The organism is Microbacterium jejuense, assembly GCF_039544225.1.
Lineage (GTDB): Bacteria > Actinomycetota > Actinomycetes > Actinomycetales > Microbacteriaceae > Microbacterium > Microbacterium jejuense.
In genome coordinates, this window is record NZ_BAABLG010000003.1 from 547,613 (window position 1) to 570,826 (window position 23,214).

Consider the following 23,214-nt stretch of genomic DNA (forward strand, 5'->3'; position numbering starts at 1 on the left):
TCAGGCTCCTTCCGTGGGGGTGGGGGCGGCGACGGTGCGTCGCTCGATGCGCTTCTCGATGCCGGTGCCGACCTGGACGACCCGGTGCACGTAGATGCCGGGAAGGTGGATGCCGTCGGGGTCGAGCTCGCCGGGCTCGACGAGCTCTTCCACCTGCGCGATGCACACGCGACCGGCCATCGCGGCGAGCGGGTTGAAGTTGCGGGCGGCCTTGTTGAAGACGAGGTTGCCGTGGAGGTCGCCGCGGAGCGCGTGGACCAGCGCGAAGTCGGTGACAATGGCCTCTTCGAGGACGAAGTCGCGGGGCGCGCCGTCGACCTCGAACGAGCGCACGTCCTTGACGGGCGACGCGACGGCGATGCTGCCGTCGGCGGCGTACTTGCGCGGCAGGCCGCCCTCGGCGACCTGGGTGCCGACGCCGGTCTGCGTGTAGAACGCGGCGATGCCCGACCCACCGGCGCGGAGCTTCTCGGCGAGCGTGCCCTGCGGGGTGAGCTCGAGCTCGAGCTCGCCGGAGAGGAACTGGCGCTCGAACTCCTTGTTCTCGCCCACGTACGACGACGTCATCTTGCTGATGCGCTTCGCGTTCAGCAGCACCCCGAGCCCCCAGTCGTCGACACCGCAGTTGTTGCTCACGATGCGGAGATCGCTCGTTCCCTGCGCGAGCAGCGCCTCGATGAGCGCGATGGGGTTGCCCGACAGTCCGAACCCTCCGACCGCGAGAGACGCCCCGTCGGGGATGTCGGCGACGGCCTCGGCCGCCGAGCCCCAGGTCTTGTCGATCACATGCACTCCTTCGTTCCGGATCCCTCTCATCCTCTTCCGGCGGTGGCCCGCGCGCGAGCGGTCGCTTGCCATGTGGATGACGCATCGCCTAGCGTCCATATCGTGGACACCACGAAGCGCAGCATCCCCGGCGCGCAGTCCGTCGCGCGCGCCGCGCAGCTGCTGCGACTTGTCACCTCGGCCGGAGACGACGGGATGCCGGTGGCCGAGCTCGCCCGGCGCGCCGACCTCACCCGCCCGACCACGCATCGGCTGCTCGCGGCGCTGCGTCACGAGGGGCTCGTCGATCAGGACGAGCGGACGGGACGGTGGATGCCGGGACCCGAGCTCTACCTGATGGGCACGGTGGCGGCATCCCGATACGACATCACCGCGATCGCCCGCGACATCGTCCGCTCGCTGGCGGTGCGCACCGAAGAGAGCGCGTTCCTATCGGTGCGCCGCGGCGACGAGACGGTGTGCCTCCTGCGCGAGGAGGGCAGCTTCCCGATCCGCTCGTTCGTGCTCTCGGAGGGCGTGCGCTTCCCGCTCGGCGTGGCATCGGCGGGGTTGGCGATCCTCGCGTTCCTGCCGCCCCACGATGTGGACGCCTACTTCGAACGGCATCCTTCGCTGGCCGACGACTGGGGCGTCGCGCACAGCGAGCCCCGGCTGCGCACGCGGCTGCGCGACACGCAGGAGCGCGGCTACGCCGTCAACCCCGGCCTCATCGTCGAGGGCTCATACGGCCTGGGCGCGGCCGTGTTCACCCGCGAGGGCCACCCGCAGTGGGCGCTGAGCCTGACGGGCGTCGAGTTCCGCTTCGGCCCCGACCGTCTGCCCGAACTCGGCCGCACGCTCCTGGCGCACGCGCACCAGCTGACGACGCGCATCGCGGCGTCCCGCTAGCTGTTCCGCCCGAACCCAGCTCGGAGATCTCGCCGCACTCGGTCGGATCGCGCCGCAATGTCCGAGCCTCGCGAGATCTCCGAGCTTCGCGCCCCCGGTCAGGACGCCGCGGCGAGCTCCTCGCGCACGACCGCGGCCACGACCTCGGCGCCCGCCGGCGACATCACGATCGTGTAGTGGTTGAGGCCGTCGATGCGCTCATGGCGCACGTCGGGGTATTCCGCCAGCAGCCGGTCGAGGTGCGCCGGCGCGTACAGCCCCGGCGGCTCGTCCTGCAGCCCGCGGGGCACCGTCAGCAGACGGGTCGGATGCCGCAGCCCGGCCAGAGCGTCGGGCAGGGCCGTCCCGGTGTTCATGTCGACGGTGTCGTCGGCGGTCGTGGCGTAGCTCGTCGCGGGACGGAACGCGCCCTGGCCATCGGGCACGAGGTCGTAGACGAGGTAGTGCTCCAGCTCGGGCGTCCAGGCGTCCGCGAACGCGGGGTGCGCGCGCCAGAAGTCGAGGTACGCCGCCGGGCTCTCGAACCTCATCGACAGGCGCGCGGCGGTGGGGCCGAGGATCCCGGCGACCAGCTCGTCGGTGCTGAGACCTGAGGGCACATCGAGCGGCAGCCCGCCGTCGACCAGCACGAGCCGCGACACGCGGTCGGGGTGCAGGTGGGTGAACACGACCGATACGAACCCGCCCATCGAGTGCCCCACGACGAGAGTGCGGGCGATCCCCAGGGCGTCGAGCAGCGCCGCGAGATCGGCGGCGTGGGCGGCCATGCCCGCGGCGCCCACGATCGCGTTGCTGCGCCCTCGCCCGCGCAGATCGGGAGCGACCACGCGCACGCCGGGCAGCCCGTCGACCACGAACGGCCACGCCAGGTGTGAGGCCGTGACGCCGTGCACCAGCAGCACGGTCGGCGCGTCGGGGCGGGAGTCCCTGGGCTCCCACACTCCGACGTGCAGCATCCCTCCCTCGACGGGGACGTCCTGTTCGCGATACTCGTGGGCGCGCGTGCCGGCCGTCACCGTGCAGTCCATCCGCCGTCGATCGTGTACGACGCGCCGGTGGCCATGCCGGCCTTGTCCGACACGAGCCAGCCCGCGAGCGAGGCGACCTCGTCGGCCTCGACGAGCCGCTTGACCGCGCTCTCGGTGAGCATGATCTTCTCGACGACCTCGCTCTCCGGGATGCCGTGCACCTTCGCCTGGTCGGCGATCTGCTTCTCGACGAGCGGCGTGCGCACGTACGCGGGATTGATGCAGTTGCTCGTCACACCGTGCGGCGCGCCTTCGAGCGCCGTCACCTTCGAGAGCCCCTCCAGGCCGTGCTTGGCCGAGACGTAGGCCGACTTGAAGGCGCTGGCGCGCAGCCCGTGCGCGCTGGAGATGTTGACGATGCGCCCCCACCCGCGCTCGTACATGGCCGGGAGCGCCGCGCGGATCAGCAGGAACGGCGACTCCAGCATGAGCCGCAGCAGCAGCCGGAAGGTGTCGGGATCGAACTCGGTGATGGGCGACACCCGCTGGATGCCGGCGTTGTTCACGAGGATGTCGACGTCCAGGGCGAGGTCGTCGAGCGCCCGTGTGTCGGACAGGTCGACCACCCAGGACTCGCCGCCGACGGCGCCGGCGGCCTCCGCCGCGGCATCCGCGTCGAGGTCCGCGATGATGACGTGCGCGCCGCGCCCGGCGAACTCATGGGCGCACGCGAGGCCGATGCCGCTCGCACCGCCCGTCACGAGGGCGCGCCTGCCGGCCAGGTCCTGGGCTGTCATCGGTCTTCCTCCTCGGTTGCGGAGCTCGTCGACGGGCGCGATGCCAGCGCGTTGTCGATGAAGCGGGTCATCCCGGCGAACACCCGCGGGTCGAGCTCGGCGGGCGGGCGGCCGTCGGCGTCGCGCTCCCACAGCAGGAAGCGCATGCCGATCAGCTCGCCCATCCCCATCAGCGCCCACGCGGTGGTCTCGGGGTCGAGCGCACGGTCCACGTCGCCGGTCGCCTGCGCGGCCCGCAGGCCGGACTCGTAACCCTCGACGATGCGGGTGTAGTGCAGGCGCAGCACCTCGGGCGAGACGAACTCGGCCTCGCGCACCACGCGGTACAGCGCCGGGTGCTCGGCGGTGAAGCGGAAGAAGCCGGCGAAACCGGCGCGCTCCGCTTCGAGGCGGCCGGACGCCCCCGTCATCGCCTCCGACATCGAGTGGCGCACCCGACGGTTGAGGTCGAGCACGAGCGCCTCGAAGATCGACTGCTTGCTGTCGAAGTACAGGTAGAACGTGCCGAGCCCGATACCCGCGCGCTCGGTGATCTTGACGATGGATGCCTCGTGGTAGCCCTGCTCGGCGAACACGAGCTCCGCGGCTTCGAGCAGGCGACGACGCGTGGCCTCGCCGCGCTTGGTCAGCGGGCGCCCGGTCGCGGACGACACCAGCTCCTCTTCGTGCTCGACGAGTTCGTCGGACATGCTCATCGGGACTCCCCCCTGCTCCCCTCGCGGGCGGCGGCCCGTGAGGAACCTTCGGCCCGGGCACGGAGCGCCCTGGCCTGCTCGCGCAGACGTGACCGCGCGAGCTTCTCGATGGTCGATCGCGGCAGCTCGGCCACGAACTCCACGTGCACCGGGATCTTGAACGCCGCGAGGTTGCGCCGCGCATGTGCGAGCAGCTCGTCGGGCGAGAGCGCGGCGCCCGTGACCGGCACGACGAACGCGACTCCGCGCTCGCCCCACACGGGATCGGGCACACCGACGACGGCGGCGGCCTCGACCAGCGGGTGCAGGCACAGCGCGTACTCCACCTCGGCGGGAGCGACGTTCTCTCCGCCCGAGATGTAGATGTCTTTGAGACGATCGACCACTCGGTACACGCCGTCGGCATCGCGCGAGACCAGGTCGCCGCTGCGCAGCCACTCGCCGCTCATGGCGCGCGCGGTCGCGTCCTCGTCGCCGAGGAACCCGGCGAACACGCTCGGGCCGCGCACCCACAGTTCACCGGTCGCCTCGCCGTCGAGCGTGAGACCGGTCGCGGGATCGACGACCCTGACCGACACGTGCGGGTACGGCCTGCCGACGGCGCCCGGAGCCCCGGCGGCCTCGTCGGCCGGCAGGTGCAGCACGTTCGGGCCGGCCTCGGTGAGGCCGTACCCCTGGGTGAGGGTCACCCCTCGTGCCGTCCATGTCTGCTGCAGGTCGACAGGCATGGTGGCGCCGCCGACGAGCGCGAGGCGCAGGGACGAGGTGTCGGCCGTGGCGACATCGTGATCGGCGGCGAGCATCGCATACTGCGTGGGCACGCCCATCATGGCGGTGACTCCGCGATCGGCGATCAGCTGCAGCACGCGCGCGGGCTGGAACGAGCGCTCCAGCACGACGGTCGCGCCGACCCACCACGCCAGCAGCGGCTGGCAGTTCCACGCGGCGACGTGGAACTGCGGCAGCATCGCGAGCACGACGTCCTCCTGCGTGAGCGGCAGCGCCTGCGCCAGGGCGAGGTTGTTCCAGAAGCAGTTCGCGTGGGTCAGCACGACGCCCTTGGGCGCCGCTTCGCTCCCTGACGTGAAGATGATCAGCAGCGGATCGTCGTCACGCACGGGACGCCGTGCGCGGGGGTGCCGGGAAGACGGAATGGATGCTTCCACCCCGGTGGTCCCGAGCATCGCGGTCGGCGGCATCCGGTCGGCGATCCGCAGCGCCGCACCTGCGAGGGCCTCGTATTCGTCCTCGACCAGCACGAGCGCCGGATCCGACCGCGTCAGCACGTCGGCGAGCTCACGCGGCGTGAGCCGCCACGACAGCGGGACGAAGGCGATCCCGGCGATCGCGCAGGCGAAGAACGCCACGACATGGTCGGTCGAGTTGCCCGACACCGTCGCGATGCGCTCTCCCGGACCGTACCCGGCGTCGCGGAGCGCGCCGGCGAGCGCGCTCGCGCGGCCTGCCAGCGTCGCGTAGTCAGTGGTCACGCCGCGGTCGTCGATCGCGATCCGCTCCGCAGAGCGTGCGGCACGGTCGACGAGCCACCGGCCGATCGTGTGCGGCCCGTCGTCGATCTCGGGGTCGGCGGTCCACGTCATGCGCGGACCTCGACGGGGATCTCGGCGGCCTCGTCCGCGTCGTCGAGCTGCCGCAGCGCACCACGGGCCTTCTCACCGCGTCGGCGGCGCACGGCGGAGTCGATCGTGCCGGCGATGCCACCGGGGAGGAACATCACGACGACGATGAACAGCACGCCGAGCAGGAACAGCGGCTCCGACAGCGGAACGCGCAGCCAGTCCGGCAGACCCGCGATCGCGTCGGAGCCGGCGAGCACGGTGAGCCGCTGATCGAGCAGCGTGTAGAGCACACCGCCAACGATGGCACCCCAGCGGAACCCGACACCACCCAGCACGACCATGACCAGCACCGTGATGGTGAGGTCGGCCGAGACCGACCGGGGCACCGTGCCGGACTGCAGCAGCATGTAGGCCACTCCGGCGAGACTCGCGAGTCCCGCGGCGATCACGAAGACGATGAGCTTCACGCGGTACGGCGAGAGGCCCAGCACGCGCACACGCTGCTCGTTCTCGCGCGTCGCCCGCGCGAGGTGGCCGAGCCGGGACGTGTCGACCCACAGCGTCACGAGGTACACGATCACCAGCACCGCCAGGGTGAACCAGTAGAGGTTGCGCGTGTTGATCACGCCGATGAGGAAGTCGGGGACCTGATCAGTGTTGAGACTCAGCCCTTCCTCGCCGCCGGTGACCTGCGAGTTGCGGCGCACGAGCACCGACCCTGCCTGCGCGAAGGCGAGCGTCACCATGGCGAACGGGATGCCCGACACCCGCATCGACACCGCGCCGGTCGCGAGGGCGATCACCATGCCGCCGACGAGGGCGATGAACACGCCCGGCCACAGCGGAACCCCGAAGTGCTCGAGCGCGATGCCGAGCCCGTAGGCGCCGGCCCCGAAGTACAGCGCGTGGCCGAACGACAGCATTCCGCCCGATCCGAGCAGCAGGTTGTACGAGAGCGCGAGCGCGGCGAACACCATGCACAGCGAGAGCAGCGCGAGAGTGCCCGGCATGTACGTAGGGGTGGGCAGGATGCCGGGAAGCGACAGGTTCAGCAGCGGCAGCACCGCCATGAACACGACGAGCGCGGCGGCGGGGACGTACTTGCGCATCAGGCCTTCTTCCCGAGGAGTCCGGTCGGCCGCACCAGCAGCACGAGTGCCAGCAGGATCACGACGATGAAGTCGCCGGTGCCGCCGAGGTAGAAGTTCGCGAACTGCTGCAGCACCGCGACGAGCACCGAGGCCACCGCTGCGCCGGTCAGTGAGCCCAGGCCGCCGACGACCGTCACGATGAACGCGAAGATGAGGAGCGTCTGCCCCAGGTGGGCCGACACGAAGGTCGAGTAGTGCATCGCGAGCACTCCCCCGATGCCCGCCGCCGCCCCGCCGATCGCGAAGACCAGCGTGAACGAGCGCCGTACGTCGATGCCGAGCGCCGTCACCATCGACCGGTTCTCGACGCCGGCGCGGATGATCATGCCGTAGCGCGTCTTCTGCAGGAACAGCACGAGCGCGGCGAGCACCAGGACGGCCGCGATCATGAGCACCCAATAGGTGTTCGGGATGCGGGCGCCGAGCACCTCGGTCGTCTGCTTGAGCCATGACGGACCCGAGATGTGGACCGGGTCGGTGCCCCAGATGCCCTCGAACAGCGCGACCGCGGCGAACGAGAGCCCGACGGTGACGAGCACCTGCTCGATGTGCCGCTCATACAGCGGGCGGATGAGCACCAGTTCGGTGAGCGTCGCGAACACCGCCCCGACACCCGCGCCGACCAGCAGCGACAGCAGGAACGAGCCCCACGAGTCAGTGCCGAGCGCCTGGGCGACCATCCAGCCGACGAAGGCGCTGAGGGTGAGGAACGCGCCGTGCGCGAAGTTCAGCACGTGCATGAGGCCGTAGATGAGGCTCAGGCCGCTCGCGACCAGGAAGTAGAGGGCGCCGAGTCCGACGCCGGTGATGAGGGTGAGGACGAGGGTGCTCACTTCGGCTCGCTCCGCTCGCTCAGTGCATCGCGTGCGTCTTCGTGCTCCACGTGGACGCCCAGCAGGCGGCGGGTGAGGTCTTCGTCGTCGAGGATGTCGCGCGCCTTGCCGACGTGCGCGACCCGGCCGCCGGCGATCACCACGGCGTCGTCGGCGAGGCGACGGACGACCTCGAGGTTCTGCTCGACGAGGAGGATGGGGACGGTCTTGGACGCCTCTTCGAGCGCGTCGGCGACCTCGGTCACGATCTTGGGTGCGAGTCCCTTGGTCGGCTCGTCGACCAGCAGCAGCCGGTTGTCGTTGAGCAGCGCCCGCGCCACCGACACCATCTGCTGCTGACCGCCCGAGAGCGTGCCCGCGGCCTGGTCCCGCCGTGCGACGAGATCCGGGAACAGCTCGGCCACGAACTCCCGGCGCGGGTTGCGCTGCCGCTCGGCGAGCGCCAAGTTCTCGGCGACAGTGAGCTTCGAGAAGACCTCGCGGTCCTCAGGCACGTAGCCGACGCCGCGGCGGACGATGCGGTGCGTCGGCAGCGCGTCGATGCGCTCGCCGTCGAGGCGCACTTCGCCGCGCCGCGAGACGAGTCCGAGGAGGCCGCGGAGCGTCGAGGTCTTGCCGACGCCATTGCGGCCGAGCACGGCGGTGATGCCGGTCGCCGGGACGTCGAACGAGACGTCCTCGACGACCTGCTGGCCGCCGATCGTGCAGCGCAGGCCACGGACGGTGAGGATGGGACCGGCTGTGTCGCTCATGCCGCCTCCGTCCCCGAGCCGGTGCCGAGGTACGCGCTCTGCACGAGCGGGTCGGCCATGACGAGCTGCGGTGTGTCGTAGGCGATGATCGTGCCGAAATACATCACGGCCACCTTGTCGACCAGGCCCATGAGCACGTCGATGTGATGCTCGACCATGAGCAGCGTGCAGCCCTTCTCGCGCTGCATGTCGCGGATGTTCTCGACGAGGCCCGATACATCGCCCGAGGCGACGCCGGCCATCGGCTCATCCAGCAGCACGATGCTCGACTCGGTCGCCAGCAGCACCGCGATCTCGAGCTTGCGCTTGTCGCCGTGCGAGATGTCGCCGGCGAGGGCGTCGAGCTTGTGGGTCAGCCCCACGGTATCCAGCTTGGCGCGTGCGAGCTCGGTCGCGGCATCGGTCCGCGTCGGGAAGCGCAGCAGCGAGCCGGAGCCGCCCAGCGACACCTGGGCAGCAAGCCGTACGTTCTCGAGCACGGACAGCTTCGGGAACAGGCTCGACGTCTGGAAGGTGCGCCCCAGTCCCGCCCGCGCCCTGGCGGGCACCGACGCCGTCGTGATGTCGCGGTCGTCCAGCAGGACGCGTCCGGCGGTGGGCTTCATGAGCCCTGAGATCACGTTGAACAGCGTGGTCTTGCCCGCGCCGTTGGGACCGATGACGCCCACGAGGGAGCCGGCGGCGACGTCGAGTTCGACGTCCTTGAGGATCGTCGCGCCGCCGATCTGCAGGCCGAGGCCCTCGATCTTCAGCGGAGAGCCGCGGCGCGCGGTCTCCGCGGCGGGCGCGGACGGGACAGGGGTGCTCATCGTTCGGTGCCGCTCCGGACTACTTCGTGGCCTCGGCAGGCGCGACGTCGTCGGCCGACACCGTGTCGACGAGCTCGGGCACGAACGTGCCGTCCTTCGCGACGAGCTTGGCCTGGTACATCTCCTGAAGGAGGGCGTGGTCGCTCGCGCGCACCGTCATCGTGCCCTTCGGGCCCTCGAACTCGAAGCCCTCGAGCGACGAGACCATCGCGTCGACGTCGCCCTTGCCCTCTTCGACGGCGTGGACGATCATGATCGCCGCGTTGAAGCCGTCGGGGCTGAACAGGTCCGGCGTACCGCCGGCGTCTTCGATGGCCTTGACCATCGCGGTGTTCACGTCGTTGTCAGGGGCGCCTGGGAAGTAGTGGTTGAGGAAGCTGATCTTCTCGGATGCCTCACCGTAGGCGCCGAACGTCGCCGAGTCGCCCAGGCCGGTGACGACGGGGATCTCGTCCATCACGCCCTGCTGGCTCATCGCCTGCCACATGGCGCCCGAGGTGGCTCCTGCCCATGCCACGAACACGAGGTCGGGGTTGCCGGCGAGCACCTGCTGGGCGAAGGGAGTGAACTCGGTCGCGTCCTCGGCGACGAGCACCGAGTTGACCGTGGCGCCCTTGCCGCCGAGGATCGCCTGCACCGCGGCCACGTTGCCCTGGCCGAACGCGTTGTCCTGCGCGAACACGGTGACCGTCTTGCCCTCGATGTCGTCGAGGAACGTCCCGGCCGTCGCGACGTCCTGCGCGCTCTGGCGGCCGGAGCGGAAGGTGTAGTCGTTGATCCCGGTGATCGCGTCGGCCGCGGCCGGGCCCGAGATGTAGAGCACCTTGTTCTGTGCCGCCTGCTCGGCGACGGCGAGCGCCACGCCCGAGGACGCGGTGCCGGCGATGATGTTGACGCCTTCGCCGATGAGCTCCTTGACGGCGGTGACGGCCTTGTCGGGGTCGCCCGCGTCGTCGCGGTACTCGACCGCGATCTTCGTGCCGTCGATCTCGCCGCTGCCGTCGGTCGCGTAGTCGAGACCGGCCTTGAACGCGTCCAGGTACTGCTTGCCGTACCCGGCGAGCGGACCGGACTCGCTTGTGACGATGCCGACGGTGACCTCGGCGGGCCCGCCGCCGTCGGTCGCCTCGCCGGAGGGCGTCTCGGCGGTCGGTGCGCACGCCGCGATGGCGAGCGCTGCCGTGACGACCACGGAACCCAGGAGCAACTTCTTCGTAACCCGCATGTGCGTGCCTTTCCCCATTGGAAGGATCTGGTGCATCGGACCCAAACATGAAATCCGATTCAGGTATTTGCAATCTAGGAACAAACGCAACGCGCGGTCAACTTCGGCGGGGCGGCGTTATCGAATCGCGATACGACTGCCATGGGCATCCGAGAATTAGATACCGGTGTTATATATCGCTGGTATACTTGTGCGACGTGACCCACGATCAGGACATCGAGACCCTCATCGTCGCCGCGCACACGCTCACGCGACTCGCGGCGCTCGAGACAGCCAACGAGACCCCCGCCGCCCAGTGGCGGACGCTGACGATCCTGCGCGACCACGGTGCCCTCCGCATCGGCGAGCTCGCACGGCTCAGCCGCGTGACCCAGCCCGGCATGACCCGGCTGGTCGGCCAGATGGTCGAGCAGGGACTGCTGACGCGCACGACGGATTCCGCCGACTCCCGCGCAACGGTGGTCGACGTGACGCCGCTCGGCGTCGAGGCGCTGCACACGTGGCTGCTCCATCTGACCTCGGCGCTCGCGCCGCACTTCTCCGACCTGACCGAGCACGAGTGGGACGCGCTGCGCACCACCGCGCGGGTGCTCACGCGCAACCTCGACCGCGCCACCGCCACGACGGCGGAGGCCGCCCGATGAGCGCGCACGGCTCCGCGAAGGTCTCGGTCTGGCGTCAGCCCGCGCAGGTGTGGGCTGTCGCGTTCGCCTGCGTCGTCGCCTTCATGGGCATCGGCCTGGTGGACCCGATCCTCCCCGCGATCGCCGAGTCGCTGAAGGCCACCCCGGTGCAGACCGAGCTGCTGTTCACGAGCTACCTGCTCGTCACTGGGCTCGCGATGCTCATCACGAGCTGGATCTCCAGTCGGATCGGAGCGAAGGCGACACTGCTGATCGGCCTCGGCCTCATCGTCGTGTTCGCCCTTGCGTGCTCGCTGAGCGGCAGCGTCGACGCCATCATCGGATTCCGCGCCGGCTGGGGTCTGGGCAACGCCCTGTTCATCTCGACCGCGCTCGCGACCATCGTCGGCGCCGCCTCGGGCGGCAGCGGTGCGGCCATCGTGCTCTATGAGGCCGCACTCGGCCTCGGCATCGCGGTCGGGCCGCTCCTGGGCGGCCTTCTCGGTGAGCTGAGCTGGCGGGGCCCGTTCTTCGGCGTCGTGGTGCTCATGGCGATCGCGTTCGTCGCGGTGCTGGCGCTCCTGCGCGGACCGAGCGAGAAGCCGGTGCCCGTGCCGCTGTCGGCACCGTTCAAGGCGCTGCGCATCCCCTCGCTCGCCGTGCTCGCGGTGGCGGCGCTGTTCTACAACATCGGCTTCTTCGTGCTGCTGGCGTTCTCGCCGTTCCCGCTCGGCTTCGGCGCGATGGGCATCGGCTTCACGTTCTTCGGCTGGGGCGTCGCCCTCGCCGTCACCAGCGTGTGGGTGGCGCCGTTCCTGCTGAGGTTCTTCGCGCGCACGACGGTCATGCTGTTCACGCTGCCGCTCCTGGCGATCGACCTCGTGATCGCCGGCATCCTCGTCGAGAACCCGGCCGCCCTCGTGGTGTGCATCATCGTCGGCGGACTGCTCCTCGGCGTGATGAACACCGTGCTGACCGAGTCCGTCATGGAGGCCACCGACCTGCCGCGTTCGGTCGCGTCGTCGTCGTACTCCGCGGTGCGCTTCCTCGGCGGCGCGGCCGCCCCGCCCCTGGCCGCGTGGCTGTGGCACGCCTACGGGGCGACAGCGCCGTACCTGTTCGCCGCGGCATCCATCCTCATCGCGACCGCGACGATCGCCATCGGCAAGCGTGCACTCGCCCGGATCGACCTGCGGGAGGCGGATGCCGCCGAAGAGGCCGCCGCCGTGCTCGTCGGCGACGCCGCCTGAGCCGCCCCCGCGAGTGCCCCGGACCCGGTCGTCGGCCCGGGGCACTCGCGTCTTGGCCCCGCGCTCACTAGCGTCTGAGTCGTGGCGGATCAGCACACCGAGGTGCTTGTTATCGGAGCCGGCCCTGCGGGGCTGGCCGTCGGCGCGTGCCTGCGACGTCGCGGCGTCGCGGCGATGATCGTCGACGACGGCCAGACGGTCGGCGAGACCTGGCAGCGGCGCTACGAGCGCCTGCACCTTCATACGCCGCGCATCCAGTCCGCACTCCCCGGCCTGCGGATGCCCCGCCGCTTCGGACGCTGGGTGGCCAAGGACGACATGGCGCACTACCTGCGGGTCTACGCGCACGTGCACGACCTCCGCCCCCGGTTCGGCGTGACCGTGCGCCGCGTCGAGCCCGACGGGACGGGCTGGCGCGTCCGCACCGATGACGGCACGATCGCTGCCGACCAGGTGGTCCTCGCCACGGGGTTCAGCAGCCGCCCGATCGAGCCGCGATGGCCGGGGCAGGAGACTTACACCGGACAGGTCCTGCACGCGTCGCGATACCGCGACGCGGCGCCGTTCGTCGGGCGCCGGGTGCTCGTGGTCGGTGCGGGCAACTCCGGCGCCGAGATCGCTGCGGATCTCGCCGAGCAGGGGGCGGCCGAGGTGCGTCTGGCGATCCGGACACCGCCCAACATCATCCCCCGGCAAGTCGGCCCGTTCCCGGCGACGCTGCTCGCGGTCCCGATGGACTTCCTCCCCGCGTGGAGCACCGATCCGGTGAACCGCTTGCTGCAGCGCGCGGTGATCGGCGATCTCACCCGGTACGGGATGCCGCCCGCACGCGCCGGCGTCGTCGCGCAGGCACGGGCGACAGCCGTCACTCCGACGATCGACGTCGGCCTCGTCGCGGCGCTGCGCGCCGGCACCGTCACGCCGGCGGCGGCCCTCGAGCGGTTCGAAGGGTCTTCCGCGATCCTCGCGGACGGGACGCGGCTCGCTCCGGACGCGGTGATCGCCGCGACGGGATACTCCACAGGGCTGGCGCCGCTCGTGGGCGATCTCGGTGTCCTCGACGGCCGTGGTGCGCCGGTCTTCACGGGCGGCCGCGCGCATCCTGAGGCACCCGGACTGAGATTCGTCGGCATCCGGAGCCCGTTGAAGGGACTCCTCCTGCAGATCAATCTCGATGCGCGATCCGCTGCACGGGCGATCGCGCGCGAGCGGCGCAACGGCCGCTGAGCGCCGGTCCGGGATACGAGAAAGGGCGGTCCTTCCGGACCGCCCTTCTCAGGTGGTGCGCCCCCAGGGACTTGAACCCTGAACCCATTGATTAAGAGTCAATTGCTCTGCCGATTGAGCTAGAGGCGCTCGGTTCGGATGACCCGAACACGAGGGACCACATTACATGAGGATTCGCCGGAGATGAAATCGAGACGGAAGAGGCCCCGGTATCCTGGTCCCGTGACCACCCGATCCTCCGCCCCGACGTTCGACGCGCCGTACGACGGGGACCTCCGGCCTGATCTCGAACTCGCCATGCGTCTGGCCGACGCGGCGGACGCGGCATCCATGTCCCGCTTCGACGCCGACGACCTCGATGTGAGCCTGAAGGCGGACGCGACGCACGTCACCGAGGCGGATCTCGCGACCGAGCGCGCGATCCGCACGCTGCTGGAGGCCGAGCGCCCCGGCGACGGCGTGTTCGGCGAGGAGTTCGGCGTCACCGGCGACTCGTCGCGGCAGTGGATCATCGACCCGATCGACGGCACTGCCAACTACCTCAAGGGCATCCCGATGTGGACGACCCTCATCGCGCTCTCGATCGACGGCGTGCCCCGTGTGGGCGTCGCCAGTCAGCCCGCGATCGGCCGCCGCTGGTGGGCGGCGAGCGGACTCGGTGCGTGGACGGACGGACCCGACGGCGAGCCGAAGCGCCTCGCGGTCTCGACCGTCGACACGATCGGCGCGTCGAGCGTGAGCTTCCAGAGCATCGGGCAATGGCGGGATGCCGGCAAGCTCGACGCGCTGGAACGCCTGACCTCCTCGGTGTGGCGCGACCGCGGGTACGGCGACGCCTGGCCGTACATGCTGCTCGCGGAAGGCCGCCTCGAGTTCGTCGCCGAGTTCGACGTCAAGGAGTACGACATCGCGGCTCTCGTCCCGATCGTGACCGAGGCCGGCGGACGCTTCACCTCCTTCGACGGCAACGACTCCGTGTCGGAGCGCTCATCGCTGGCCACCAACCGCGTGCTCCACGACGCCTACCTCGATCTGCTCCACCAGACCTGAACCACCCCGCCCCTCCCATCCCCCACGGAGAACCCCCGATGACCGCACCCCGCCTTCTCGGCGCCGCTGCTGCCCTCGCCTTGTCCGCAATGGCGCTGTCGGCCTGCACGGGCACGCCCGAGACGACCCCCGATCCGACGACGTCGTCGGCACCGACCCAGGTCGCCGCGGAACCGACGGCATCCGCGAAGCCCACTCCCACCGCGGATGCCGACCCGACCTGCGAGACCCTCATCACGGCCGACGTCGTGGCCAGCTACGAGAGCATCGGCGTCACCTCCCGGGAGTCGCCGATGTACATCGGCAGCACCGAGGTCAAGGGCGGCCTGCTGTGCATGTGGGCGAACTACGACCAGCCCGCGAGCGACTCCGGCCAGATCTACGGCTGGGCGAAGCTGACCAAGGATGCGGCGAAGGACGCGCAGGACGAACTGGTCGACGAGGGCTGGGTGCTCGAAGAGACCGACGGCGGCGTCTACGTCACCGAGAGCCCCGACACGGCGCTCGTCACGGACGACGACGGCTACGGCATGACGTACCTGTTCACCGACGGACAGGTGACGGTGGCCGACACCAAGCAGGGGCTGCTCCTCATCGAGTGGCCGAAGGGCTGAGCCGTGGCCACCGGCGCCACGATGCACACGTTCGCGGTTCAGCTGGCCGACGTCGACCGCGGCGTCTACGAGGACCTGTCGCTGCGTGTGGCGCGGCATCCCTCCGAGACCGACGCATTCATGATGACGCGAGTGCTGGCCTACCTGCTGGAGTACGAGGAGGGCATCGCGTTCAGCGAGGGCATCTCGGCGACCGACGAGCCCGCGGTGCTTGTGCGCGACCTGACCGGCGCACTGACCGCGTGGATCGAGGTGGGCGCTCCGGATGCCGCACGCCTGCACTCCGGGAGCATGCAGGCAGCGCGCACGGCCGTGTACACCCACCGCGACCCCGCCAAGGTGGCCGCGCTGTGGGCGGGCAAGCGCATCCACCGCGCCGATGAGATCCTGCTGCACAGCTTCGATCCCGGGTTCGTGGACGCCGCCGCGGCCCTCGTCGAGCGGCGCACCTCGCTGACGCTGTCGGTCACCGAGCGGCGCATCTACCTCGATCTCGGGGGCACCAGCCTCGAGAGCGACATCCGCACGCAGCCCGCCGCCTGAGCGACGACCTTCACGCGGGGAGGAAGTTCTCGCGCGCCAGCGGAGCGATCTCCAGCCGCTCGGCGTCGGCACGGCTGACCCACCGGAGCTCCTCGATCTCGGCGGCGACGATCGGCTGCTGCGCGCCGATGTCGGCGACGAAGACATCGGCGACCACGAGGAAGCCGGGCTCGTTCGCCGCGGCGGCCGTGAACGAGCCGAGGGACTCGAGCCCCTCGGCCTCGACCTTGACGCCGAGCTCTTCGAACAGCTCGCGCGCGAGGGTCTCGGCGGCGGACTCCCCCGGCTCGGGCTTGCCGCCCGGCTGCATGAACGCGGTCGTACCCGCCTTGCGCACCAGCAGCAGCTCGTTCGCCTGGTTCAGGATCACGGCGGCGGAGACGTGGATGCTGCGCACGGGCGTCGCGGCCGGGTTCGGGGTCGTCGTCACCCTGGCACGCTAACAGGTCGTGCGCATGTCGCTCGGCGTAGAATCACGTGTGCCTCCCGAATCGCCCGTGCCCTCCGACCTGCCGCCGAGCGGAATCGACCCCGACGATCTGGCGGTCGCTCTGCGGGTGCTCGACAACCTCGCCGGCACCGACGAGACCCACCCCGACTTCATCGCGGTGCGGCGTGCGACGGCGAAGATGTTCAAGGCCGTCAAGCGTCACCGCCGGCGCGAGATCCGCGATGCGATCGCCGCCGCCGACAAGGCGGTCGTCGCGGCCACGGCCACCGGGGCGCCTGACCGCATCGACGACGAGACGCGCGGCATCCCGATCGCCTCGTCGACGACCGCGCCCACCGCGGGCACCCTCATCAAGGCGCGCGCCTGCTACATCTGCAAGCAGCCGTACACGGTGGTCGACTCGTTCTACCACCAGCTGTGCCCGGACTGCGCGGCGATGAGCCACGCCAAGCGCGACGCGCGCACCGACCTGACCGGCAAGCGGGCGCTCCTCACGGGCGGCCGCGCGAAGATCGGCATGTACATCGCGCTGCGCCTGCTGCGTGACGGCGCCCACACGACCATCACGACGCGCTTTCCGCGTGACGCGGTCCGCCGCTTCAGCGGCCTGCCGGACGCTGCCGAGTGGATCGACCGACTGAAGATCGTCGGCATCGACCTGCGCGACCCGGCCCAGGTCATCGGGCTCGCCGAAGACGTCGCCGCGGCCGGCCCGCTCGACATCCTCATCAACAACGCGACTCAGACCGTGCGCCGCTCCCCCGGCGCCTACCAGCCGCTCGTGGACGCCGAGCTCGCCCCGCTCCCGAACGGACCGCTGCCCGAGCTCGTCACGTTCGGTCACACCAACGACCGTCATCCGCAGGCACTGGAGCGCTCGGTGACAGCGCATCCGATCCTCGCCGCCGCCGCCTCGCGCGCCGACGAGCTCACCGAGCAGGCCATGGCAGCCGGCTCGAGCTCTCTGGAGCGGCTGGCGGCCGGCACCGCGATCGACGCAGGCGGGCTCATCCCCGACCTCGACCACAGCAACTCGTGGGTCCAGCGCGTCGACGAGGTCGACCCGCTCGAGATGCTCGAGGTGCAGCTGGCGAACACCACCGCCCCGTTCCTGCTGGTCTCCAAGCTCCGCCCCTCGCTCGCCGCGTCCAGCGCACGTCGCACCTACATCGTGAACGTCAGCGCGATGGAGGGCGTGTTCAACCGCGGCTACAAGGGCCCCGGGCATCCTCACACCAACATGGCGAAGGCCGCGGTCAACATGCTCACGCGCACCAGCGCCCGCGAGCTGTTCGAGGCCGACAGGATCCTCATGACCAGCGTCGACACCGGCTGGATCACCGACGAGCGCCCGCACCCCACCAAGGTGCGTCTGGCCGAAGAGGGCTTCCACGCGCCGCTGGACCTCGTCGACGGCGCCGCGCGCGTGTACGACCCGATCGTGCGCGGCGAGGCCGGCGAAGACCTGTTCGGCGTGTTCCTCAAGGACTACTCCCCCGGCGCGTGGTGAACCTCCCCGAGCCCGGCCGCCGGGTCGTCGTGCGTTACATCCTGCCCACCGGGCAGGCCACCGACGCCCTGGGCCAACTGCTGAGCGCGGATGCTGCGACGGTCGTCGTCGACGGCAAGCGCGGCGTCGAGCGCATCCCCCGTGGCGCGATCATCGCCGCCAAGGAGGTTCCGCCGCCGCCCCCGCCCCGCCGGCCACGGACGGATCCCGCGGCGTAGGCCGAACGGGCTCCCGTGCGGACGGCCGAGGCCCGGAGCGCGCTGCGCGCCCCGGGCCTCGGTCCGCCTTCGCTCAGTTGCGCGGCGGGTTCGCCGGCAGCCACTCGGCCAGCGTCGTCTCGAACACCTGCACGCCGTCCACCGGCATGAGGGTGCGCTCCTCCATCCGCGCGCCGAAGTAGGGCGCCTCGGGGTCGGTGACGACCTCGCGCGGGTCTTCGCGGAACGTCAGCCCGCGGCGCACCATCTCGTCGAGCCCCATCACTTCGGGCCCCGCGATCTCGATGTCGGCCTCCAGGGGCTCCCCGGCGGCGGTGCGCGCGACCGCCGTGGCCACATCTTCCGCAGCGATCGGCTGCGCGAGGTTGTTCGGCAGGTGGATGGCCTCGTCCTTGCCCGACACCGCGGCGATGCCGCTGATGAACTCGAAGAACTGCGTCGCGTGCACGAGCGAGTACGGGATGCCCGACTCGCGGATCAGCTTCTCCTGAGCGGCCTTCGCGGCGAAGTAGGCGATCGTGTTCGGCCGATCCGTGCCGACCACCGTGAGCGCGACATGGTGTCCGACATCGGCGGCCCGTTCCGCGTCGATGAGGTTCGTCGTCGACGTCGTGAAGAAGTCCATCACGTCGTCGGGGGCGAACGACGGGGAGTTCGACACGTCGACCACCGCGTCCGCGCCACGGAGCGCTTCCGCGAGCCCCTCGCCGGTCAGCGTGTTGACGCCGGAGTTGGGCGATGCCGCCAGCGCCTCGTGACCGTGCGCGGTCAGTTTCGCGACGACCTTGGAGCCGATCAGACCGGAGCCTCCGATGACGACGATCTTTGCCATGATGTGCCTTTCGTTCGGGAGTGCGCGGTTCCGCGCCCACCAGCTAAGACAGGAGCGGGAGGGGATCTGTGACAGCTCAGTCGCAGTTCCAGCGCGTGAGCTTGTCGGGGTTGACGATGAGCCAGGCTTCGATGATCTGGCGCCCACGGACGCGCAGTCCGAGGATGCCGACCACCGCTCCGCGGCGGCACACGATGATGCCCGGCAGGCCGTTGACGGCCTCGATCCGCAGCGTCGTCCCGGTCGCCAGCAGCACGTCGGCGAGGCACGCGGCGACGTCGGTGGCGCCCTCGACCGTGGTGCCGGGCGCGGGCACGTGGCCGCCCCCGTCCACGGTCAGGGCCGCCCCGGGATGCAGCATCCGCTCCATCCCGCGGGCATCGCCCGCTGCCGCCGCCGCGAGGAGTCCCTGGGCGACGCGCTCATGATGCACCCGGGTCGACCGCGTCCCCTCCGGCGAGCCGTGCAGCCACCCCGCTCGATCCCGCGGGGTCACGTCCCGACCTGTGCGAGATTCGCCAGCTTGTCGGGGCTCATCACCCACAGCAGCTGATGGATGCCGTCCTCCCGCGCGGTCACCGTCACGATCGTCGTGACCAGCCCGTCCTCGGTGAGCGTCGCCGCGGGCTGCCCGTTCACCTCGATCCAGTCGATCCGCTTGCCCGTCCAGAAGTGGCTCGAGAAGGCGGCGACGAACTTCGCCACCCGGCTGCGACCGGCGACCGGGATGCGTGCCGCCAGCTTGACGCCGTTGCCGTCGGTGTAGCTGACGACGTCCTCGGCGAACAGCCGCTCCAGATCGCTCACGTCGCCCTTCTGCGCGGCCACCAGGAACGCTTCGAGCAGGCGCCGCTGCTCGGCGGCGGCCACCTCGGCGCGGCGGGCCGACTCCAGGTGCTTGCGCGCGCGGCTGACGAGCTGGCGGGCGCTCGCGACGCTCGTCGAGATCACCTCGGCGATCCGCTCGTACGGGTAGTCCAGCGCCTCGCGCAGGATGTACGCGGCACGCTCGGTGGGCGTGAGCTTCTCGAGCATGAGCAGTATCGCGAACTGCAGCGCCTCGCCGCGCTCGGCGCCGAGGGCGGGATCGTCGTCGGTGTTCACGGGTTCGGGCAGCCACGGCCCGATGTAGGTCTCGCGCCGGGCATGCGCAGACTGCGTGGCATTGATCGAGAGCCGCGTCGCGATCGTCGCGAGGAACGCCGCCGGATCGTGGATGCCGTCACGGTCGGCGTTCTGCCACCGGATCCAGGTCTCCTGCACGATGTCTTCGGCGTCCGCGACCGTGCCGAGCATGCGGTAGCCGATTCCGAAGATGCGACGGCGATGCTCGTCGAACATGGCCACCGCCTGCGCCAGGTCGTCAGCGCCGCTGGTCTGGTCCATCGTGCCGTCCGCCCCCATCGCCGGACTCAGAGTACGCCCACGGCCGACGACAGCGCCGCGCGTCCGGCGGCCGAGTCGGTCTGCCAGTCGTGGAAGCGGGTCGGGGCGATCGTCGCATCAGGGTCGGGAAGCAGCTCCCAGCGATCCAGCCGTGCGCCGAAGTACGTCGCGAGCGGATCGGCGACCACCTCACGCTCGTCACGGCGGAACCGCAGCTCGCGCTCCGCGAGGTAGCCGAGTTCGAACACCTCCGGTCCAGCGACCTCCGAGATCGTGCCGGTCGGGCGCGCGAGCGCCGCGCGCGACACCGCCGCGGCGACATCATCGGCCGCCATCGGCTGCAGCAGGACATCGGCCACGTGCGCGATGCCGCGCCGAGTGGCGGCATCCGTGATGCTGCGGATGAACTCGAAGAACTGGGTCGCATGCACGACCGAGTGAGGACGGCCGGATGCGACAAGCAGGCGCTCCTGCTCGGCCTTGGCCTGGAAGTACCCGCCCTCAGAAGCAGCGAGGCGATCGGTTCCCACCACCGACAGGACGACGTGGTGGCGGACGCCGGCCGCTTCGCCGTAAGTGATCAGGTTCAGCGTCGAGCCCGAGAAGAACTCCCTGGCGCCGGCCTCGTCGGTGTACGACGAGTTCGAGACGTCGATGATCGTCTCGACCCCGGCGAGCGCCTCGGCGAGTCCTTCGCCGGTGAAGGAGTCCACGCCCACGGCCCGCGCGACCACGACGACGTCGTGCCCGGTCGCCCGCAGTCCCGCGACCACCCTCGTGCCGATCAGTCCTGTTCCCCCGATGACAGCGATCCTCATGTCGAACCCTCTCTGCTCATCGCACGCGGGAACGCGCGCGTCGTCAGCTCAGACCGGGCAGAGCCCGCCGTTGTGACAGGTTCGGCGAAGTTCGCCGGTACGGTCGTCATGCGGGGCATCCACGACATCCGACGCCGCCCCGGCGTGCGAAAGGCCTTCTGTGAAGCTCACCCAGCTCGAGCAGTTCGTCGCCGTCGTCGACAACGGCCTGCACGTCCCGCGGGCCGCGGAGGCGCTCGGGATGCCGCTGCCGGCGCTCTACTCGACAATCGAGAAGCTCGAAGCCGAGGTGGGGCAACCGCTCTTCACGCGCAGCAAGTCCGGCTGGTCGCTGACCGCGCCGGGCGCGCTGCTGCTCGACGAGGCCCGCCGGCGGATCGCCGACGCGCCCGCACCGATCGCGAAGCCGAAGGCACCGGCGGGCGGAAAGGCGAAGGCGTCGAAGGGCAAGGGCCGCGCCCCGGTGGTGAAGGGGCAGCCGAAGCCGTTCAAGAAGAGGCAGGGCCGCTGAGCGGCTGCGGGCCTACAGCTCGGTGACGCCTCCGGCGTCGACCCGCCAACGGCGATCGAGCTGCACGGCGTCGAGCATCCGCCGGTCATGGGTGACCAGGAGCAGGGTGCCGCGGTAGGACTCCAGTGCCTGCTCCAGCTGCTCGATCGCGGGCAGGTCGAGGTGGTTCGTGGGTTCGTCGAGCACGAGCACGTTCACGCCGCGGGCTTGCAGGAGCGCCAGTGCGGCGCGCGTGCGCTCGCCGGGTGACAGCTCCCCCACCGGGCGTCCGACGTGGTCGGCCTTGAGTCCGAACTTCGCGAGCAGCGTCCGCACCTCGCCGGACTCCATCTCGGGCACCAGATCCCCGAACGCCACCGCGAGCGGCTGCGACCCCACCAGCAGCGATCGCGCCTGGTCGATCTCGCCGATCTCGACGTTGGCGCCCACGCTCGCCGACCCCGCGCTCGGCTGCTGCCTGCCCAGCAGGGCCCGCAGCAGCGTCGACTTGCCGGCGCCGTTGGGCCCGGTGATGCCGATGCGCTCACCGGCGTTCACCTGCAGCGAGACCGGTCCGAGGGTGAACGTCCCCTGCTCCAGGACCGCCGCGCTCAGCGTCGAGACCACGGTGCTCGACCGCGGCGCCGACCCGATGGTGAACTCGAGCCGCCACTCCTTGCGGGGCTCCTCGACCTCTTCGAGCTGGGCGATCCGGCTCTCCATCTGGCGCACCTTCTGCGCCTGCTTCTCGCTGGATTCGGTCGCGGCCTTGCGGCGGATCTTGTCGTTGTCGGGCGACTTCTTCATCGCGTTGCGCACACCCTGGCTCGACCACTCCCGCTGTGTACGCGCCCGGGCGACCAGGTCGGCCTTCTTCTCGGCGAACTCGTCGTACTTCTCCCGAGCATGGCGGCGCACAGTCTCGCGCTCCTCGAGGTAGGCGTCGTAGCCGCCCCCGAAGACGCGGTTGGAGTGCTGCGCGAGATCCAGCTCCAGGACGCGTGTGACGCTGCGGGCGAGGAACTCGCGGTCGTGGCTGACCAGCACGACGCCGCCTCGCAGACCCCGCACGAACGCTTCCAGCCGCTCGAGGCCGTCGAGATCGAGGTCGTTGGTGGGTTCGTCGAGCAGCACGATGTCGAACCGTGAGAGCAGCAGCGCCGCCAGTCCGACTCGCGCGGCCTGGCCTCCGGAGAGCGATGTCATGAGCGCGTGCTCGGCAGGGGTCCCGCCGAGGTCCAGCCCGAGCTCGGCGAGCACGACCGGAAGGCGTTCGTCGAGGTCGGCCGCGCCGCTGGCCAGCCAGCGGTCGAGCGCCGCCGAGTAGACGTCGGCGGGATCAGCGCCGCCGCGCGGCGGCGCCGGCTCCGCGAGTGCGGCGGCTGCGGCATCCATCTCCCTCGTCGCCTGCGCGCAGCCCGTTCGACGTGCGATGTAGCCGGCGACGCTCTCACCTTCGACGCGTTCGTGCTCCTGCGGCAGCCAGCCGACGAACGCGTCGGCCGGCGCGTACGTCACCGAGCCCGCCTGCGGTTCGTCGATGCCGGCGAGGAGGCGCAGCAGCGTCGACTTCCCGGCGCCGTTCGCGCCGACGACCCCGACGACATCACCGGGGGCGACGGTCAGATCCAGTGAGTCGAACAGCGTGCGGTGGCCGTACCCGCCGGCCAGCCCACGCGCGACGAGTGTTGCGGTCATGCGTCGATTCTCTCAGCGCG

26 protein-coding genes and 1 tRNA gene are annotated in these 23,214 nt (G+C 70.6%); 10 read left to right on the forward strand and 17 right to left on the reverse strand.

All coding sequences use genetic code 11. The features are described 5' to 3' along the window. Entirely contained in the window at positions 1-786 is a 786-nt protein-coding gene (locus tag ABEA46_RS07025) for a CoA transferase subunit A (RefSeq protein ID WP_345543664.1), read from the reverse strand. A 102-nt stretch (positions 787-888) separates the two neighbouring features. Here ABEA46_RS07025 and ABEA46_RS07030 point away from each other — a divergent pair, with 102 nt between their 5' ends. Then, positions 889-1,674, forward strand: coding sequence for an IclR family transcriptional regulator (locus tag ABEA46_RS07030; RefSeq protein ID WP_345543665.1), 786 nt, complete (start codon positions 889-891; stop codon positions 1,672-1,674). Between the two features lie 98 nt (positions 1,675-1,772). On the opposite strand, the gene ABEA46_RS07035 is transcribed toward ABEA46_RS07030, so the two are convergent. From ABEA46_RS07035 to ABEA46_RS07075, 9 genes are read right to left on the reverse strand one after another with little or no spacing between them, the layout of a single operon-like run. Beyond that, entirely contained in the window at positions 1,773-2,690 is a 918-nt protein-coding gene (locus ABEA46_RS07035; RefSeq protein WP_345543666.1) for an alpha/beta fold hydrolase, read from the reverse strand. Next, on the reverse strand, positions 2,687-3,439 hold the full coding sequence (locus tag ABEA46_RS07040; RefSeq protein ID WP_345543667.1) for a 3-hydroxybutyrate dehydrogenase: 753 nt from the start codon (positions 3,437-3,439) through the stop codon (positions 2,687-2,689). The genes ABEA46_RS07035 and ABEA46_RS07040 overlap by 4 nt, the downstream gene beginning before the upstream one ends. Further along, positions 3,436-4,134, reverse strand: a complete 699-nt coding sequence (locus tag ABEA46_RS07045; protein ID WP_425563165.1) for a TetR/AcrR family transcriptional regulator — start codon at positions 4,132-4,134, stop codon at positions 3,436-3,438. The genes ABEA46_RS07040 and ABEA46_RS07045 overlap by 4 nt, the downstream gene beginning before the upstream one ends. After that, on the reverse strand, positions 4,131-5,735 hold the full coding sequence (locus tag ABEA46_RS07050; RefSeq protein WP_345543668.1) for a class I adenylate-forming enzyme family protein: 1,605 nt from the start codon (positions 5,733-5,735) through the stop codon (positions 4,131-4,133). Before ABEA46_RS07050 ends, ABEA46_RS07045 begins: the two co-directional genes overlap by 4 nt. Further along, positions 5,732-6,823 (reverse strand): branched-chain amino acid ABC transporter permease, encoded by a 1,092-nt coding sequence (locus ABEA46_RS07055; RefSeq protein WP_345543669.1) that lies wholly within the window; start codon positions 6,821-6,823, stop codon positions 5,732-5,734. Before ABEA46_RS07055 ends, ABEA46_RS07050 begins: the two co-directional genes overlap by 4 nt. Continuing rightward, complete coding sequence (locus tag ABEA46_RS07060) at positions 6,823-7,698, reverse strand: branched-chain amino acid ABC transporter permease (RefSeq protein ID WP_345543670.1); 876 nt, start codon at positions 7,696-7,698, stop codon at positions 6,823-6,825. Before ABEA46_RS07060 ends, ABEA46_RS07055 begins: the two co-directional genes overlap by 1 nt. Beyond that, positions 7,695-8,450: an ABC transporter ATP-binding protein gene (locus tag ABEA46_RS07065; protein WP_345543671.1), complete on the reverse strand. Its 756-nt coding sequence runs from the start codon at positions 8,448-8,450 to the stop codon at positions 7,695-7,697. Before ABEA46_RS07065 ends, ABEA46_RS07060 begins: the two co-directional genes overlap by 4 nt. Continuing rightward, a complete protein-coding gene (locus tag ABEA46_RS07070) occupies positions 8,447-9,259 on the reverse strand; it encodes an ABC transporter ATP-binding protein (protein WP_345543672.1) in 813 nt (270 codons plus the stop codon). Before ABEA46_RS07070 ends, ABEA46_RS07065 begins: the two co-directional genes overlap by 4 nt. Before the next feature lie 19 nt (positions 9,260-9,278). Further along, positions 9,279-10,484: a substrate-binding domain-containing protein gene (locus ABEA46_RS07075; RefSeq protein ID WP_345543673.1), complete on the reverse strand. Its 1,206-nt coding sequence runs from the start codon at positions 10,482-10,484 to the stop codon at positions 9,279-9,281. 197 nt (positions 10,485-10,681) lie between these two features. On the opposite strand from ABEA46_RS07075, the gene ABEA46_RS07080 reads away from it, so the two are divergent. The 3 genes from ABEA46_RS07080 (at position 10,682) to ABEA46_RS07090 (ending at position 13,584) form a co-directional block, all read left to right on the forward strand. Next, on the forward strand, positions 10,682-11,128 hold the full coding sequence (locus tag ABEA46_RS07080) for a MarR family winged helix-turn-helix transcriptional regulator (protein ID WP_345543674.1): 447 nt from the start codon (positions 10,682-10,684) through the stop codon (positions 11,126-11,128). Further along, complete coding sequence (locus ABEA46_RS07085; RefSeq protein WP_345543675.1) at positions 11,125-12,357, forward strand: MFS transporter; 1,233 nt, start codon at positions 11,125-11,127, stop codon at positions 12,355-12,357. The genes ABEA46_RS07080 and ABEA46_RS07085 overlap by 4 nt, the downstream gene beginning before the upstream one ends. An 81-nt stretch (positions 12,358-12,438) precedes the next feature. Next, a complete protein-coding gene (locus tag ABEA46_RS07090) occupies positions 12,439-13,584 on the forward strand; it encodes a flavin-containing monooxygenase (RefSeq protein WP_345543676.1) in 1,146 nt (381 codons plus the stop codon). A 53-nt stretch (positions 13,585-13,637) separates the two neighbouring features. Here ABEA46_RS07090 and ABEA46_RS07095 read toward each other — a convergent pair. Then, a tRNA-Lys gene (locus ABEA46_RS07095) sits at positions 13,638-13,713 on the reverse strand. A gap of 93 nt (positions 13,714-13,806) precedes the next feature. Between ABEA46_RS07095 and ABEA46_RS07100 the strand changes: the two genes are divergently transcribed. The 3 genes from ABEA46_RS07100 to ABEA46_RS07110 are packed head-to-tail and all read left to right on the forward strand — an operon-like array spanning position 13,807 to position 15,791. Then, complete coding sequence (locus tag ABEA46_RS07100; protein ID WP_345543678.1) at positions 13,807-14,634, forward strand: inositol monophosphatase family protein; 828 nt, start codon at positions 13,807-13,809, stop codon at positions 14,632-14,634. Positions 14,635-14,672: 38 nt separating this feature from the next. Next, complete coding sequence (locus tag ABEA46_RS07105) at positions 14,673-15,248, forward strand: hypothetical protein (protein ID WP_345543679.1); 576 nt, start codon at positions 14,673-14,675, stop codon at positions 15,246-15,248. A gap of 3 nt (positions 15,249-15,251) precedes the next feature. Next, positions 15,252-15,791: a YaeQ family protein gene (locus tag ABEA46_RS07110; RefSeq protein ID WP_345543680.1), complete on the forward strand. Its 540-nt coding sequence runs from the start codon at positions 15,252-15,254 to the stop codon at positions 15,789-15,791. 10 nt (positions 15,792-15,801) lie between these two features. On the opposite strand, the gene ABEA46_RS07115 is transcribed toward ABEA46_RS07110, so the two are convergent. After that, entirely contained in the window at positions 15,802-16,221 is a 420-nt protein-coding gene (locus tag ABEA46_RS07115) for an NUDIX hydrolase (protein ID WP_345543681.1), read from the reverse strand. Between the two features lie 25 nt (positions 16,222-16,246). On the opposite strand from ABEA46_RS07115, the gene ABEA46_RS07120 reads away from it, so the two are divergent. Further along, entirely contained in the window at positions 16,247-17,752 is a 1,506-nt protein-coding gene (locus ABEA46_RS07120) for an SDR family NAD(P)-dependent oxidoreductase (RefSeq protein WP_345543682.1), read from the forward strand. Further along, positions 17,746-17,970, forward strand: coding sequence for a putative acetyltransferase (locus tag ABEA46_RS07125; protein ID WP_345543683.1), 225 nt, complete (start codon positions 17,746-17,748; stop codon positions 17,968-17,970). The genes ABEA46_RS07120 and ABEA46_RS07125 overlap by 7 nt, the downstream gene beginning before the upstream one ends. 73 nt (positions 17,971-18,043) lie before the next feature. On the opposite strand, the gene ABEA46_RS07130 is transcribed toward ABEA46_RS07125, so the two are convergent. The 4 genes from ABEA46_RS07130 to ABEA46_RS07145 all read right to left on the reverse strand — a co-directional run bounded on the left by ABEA46_RS07130 (position 18,044) and on the right by ABEA46_RS07145 (position 21,006). Then, positions 18,044-18,802, reverse strand: coding sequence for an SDR family oxidoreductase (locus ABEA46_RS07130; RefSeq protein ID WP_345543684.1), 759 nt, complete (start codon positions 18,800-18,802; stop codon positions 18,044-18,046). Positions 18,803-18,878: 76 nt separating this feature from the next. Then, positions 18,879-19,298, reverse strand: coding sequence for a sigma-70 family RNA polymerase sigma factor family protein (locus ABEA46_RS07135; protein WP_345543685.1), 420 nt, complete (start codon positions 19,296-19,298; stop codon positions 18,879-18,881). Then, entirely contained in the window at positions 19,295-20,188 is an 894-nt protein-coding gene (locus tag ABEA46_RS07140; RefSeq protein ID WP_345543686.1) for an RNA polymerase sigma-70 factor, read from the reverse strand. Before ABEA46_RS07140 ends, ABEA46_RS07135 begins: the two co-directional genes overlap by 4 nt. Positions 20,189-20,214: 26 nt before the next feature. Then, a complete protein-coding gene (locus ABEA46_RS07145; RefSeq protein ID WP_345543687.1) occupies positions 20,215-21,006 on the reverse strand; it encodes an SDR family oxidoreductase in 792 nt (263 codons plus the stop codon). Positions 21,007-21,166: 160 nt separating this feature from the next. Between ABEA46_RS07145 and ABEA46_RS07150 the strand changes: the two genes are divergently transcribed. Continuing rightward, positions 21,167-21,517, forward strand: coding sequence for a LysR family transcriptional regulator (locus ABEA46_RS07150; protein WP_345543688.1), 351 nt, complete (start codon positions 21,167-21,169; stop codon positions 21,515-21,517). A 12-nt stretch (positions 21,518-21,529) separates the two neighbouring features. On the opposite strand, the gene ABEA46_RS07155 is transcribed toward ABEA46_RS07150, so the two are convergent. Beyond that, positions 21,530-23,194 (reverse strand): ABC-F family ATP-binding cassette domain-containing protein, encoded by a 1,665-nt coding sequence (locus ABEA46_RS07155; protein WP_345543689.1) that lies wholly within the window; start codon positions 23,192-23,194, stop codon positions 21,530-21,532. Positions 23,195-23,214 lie beyond the last annotated feature (20 nt).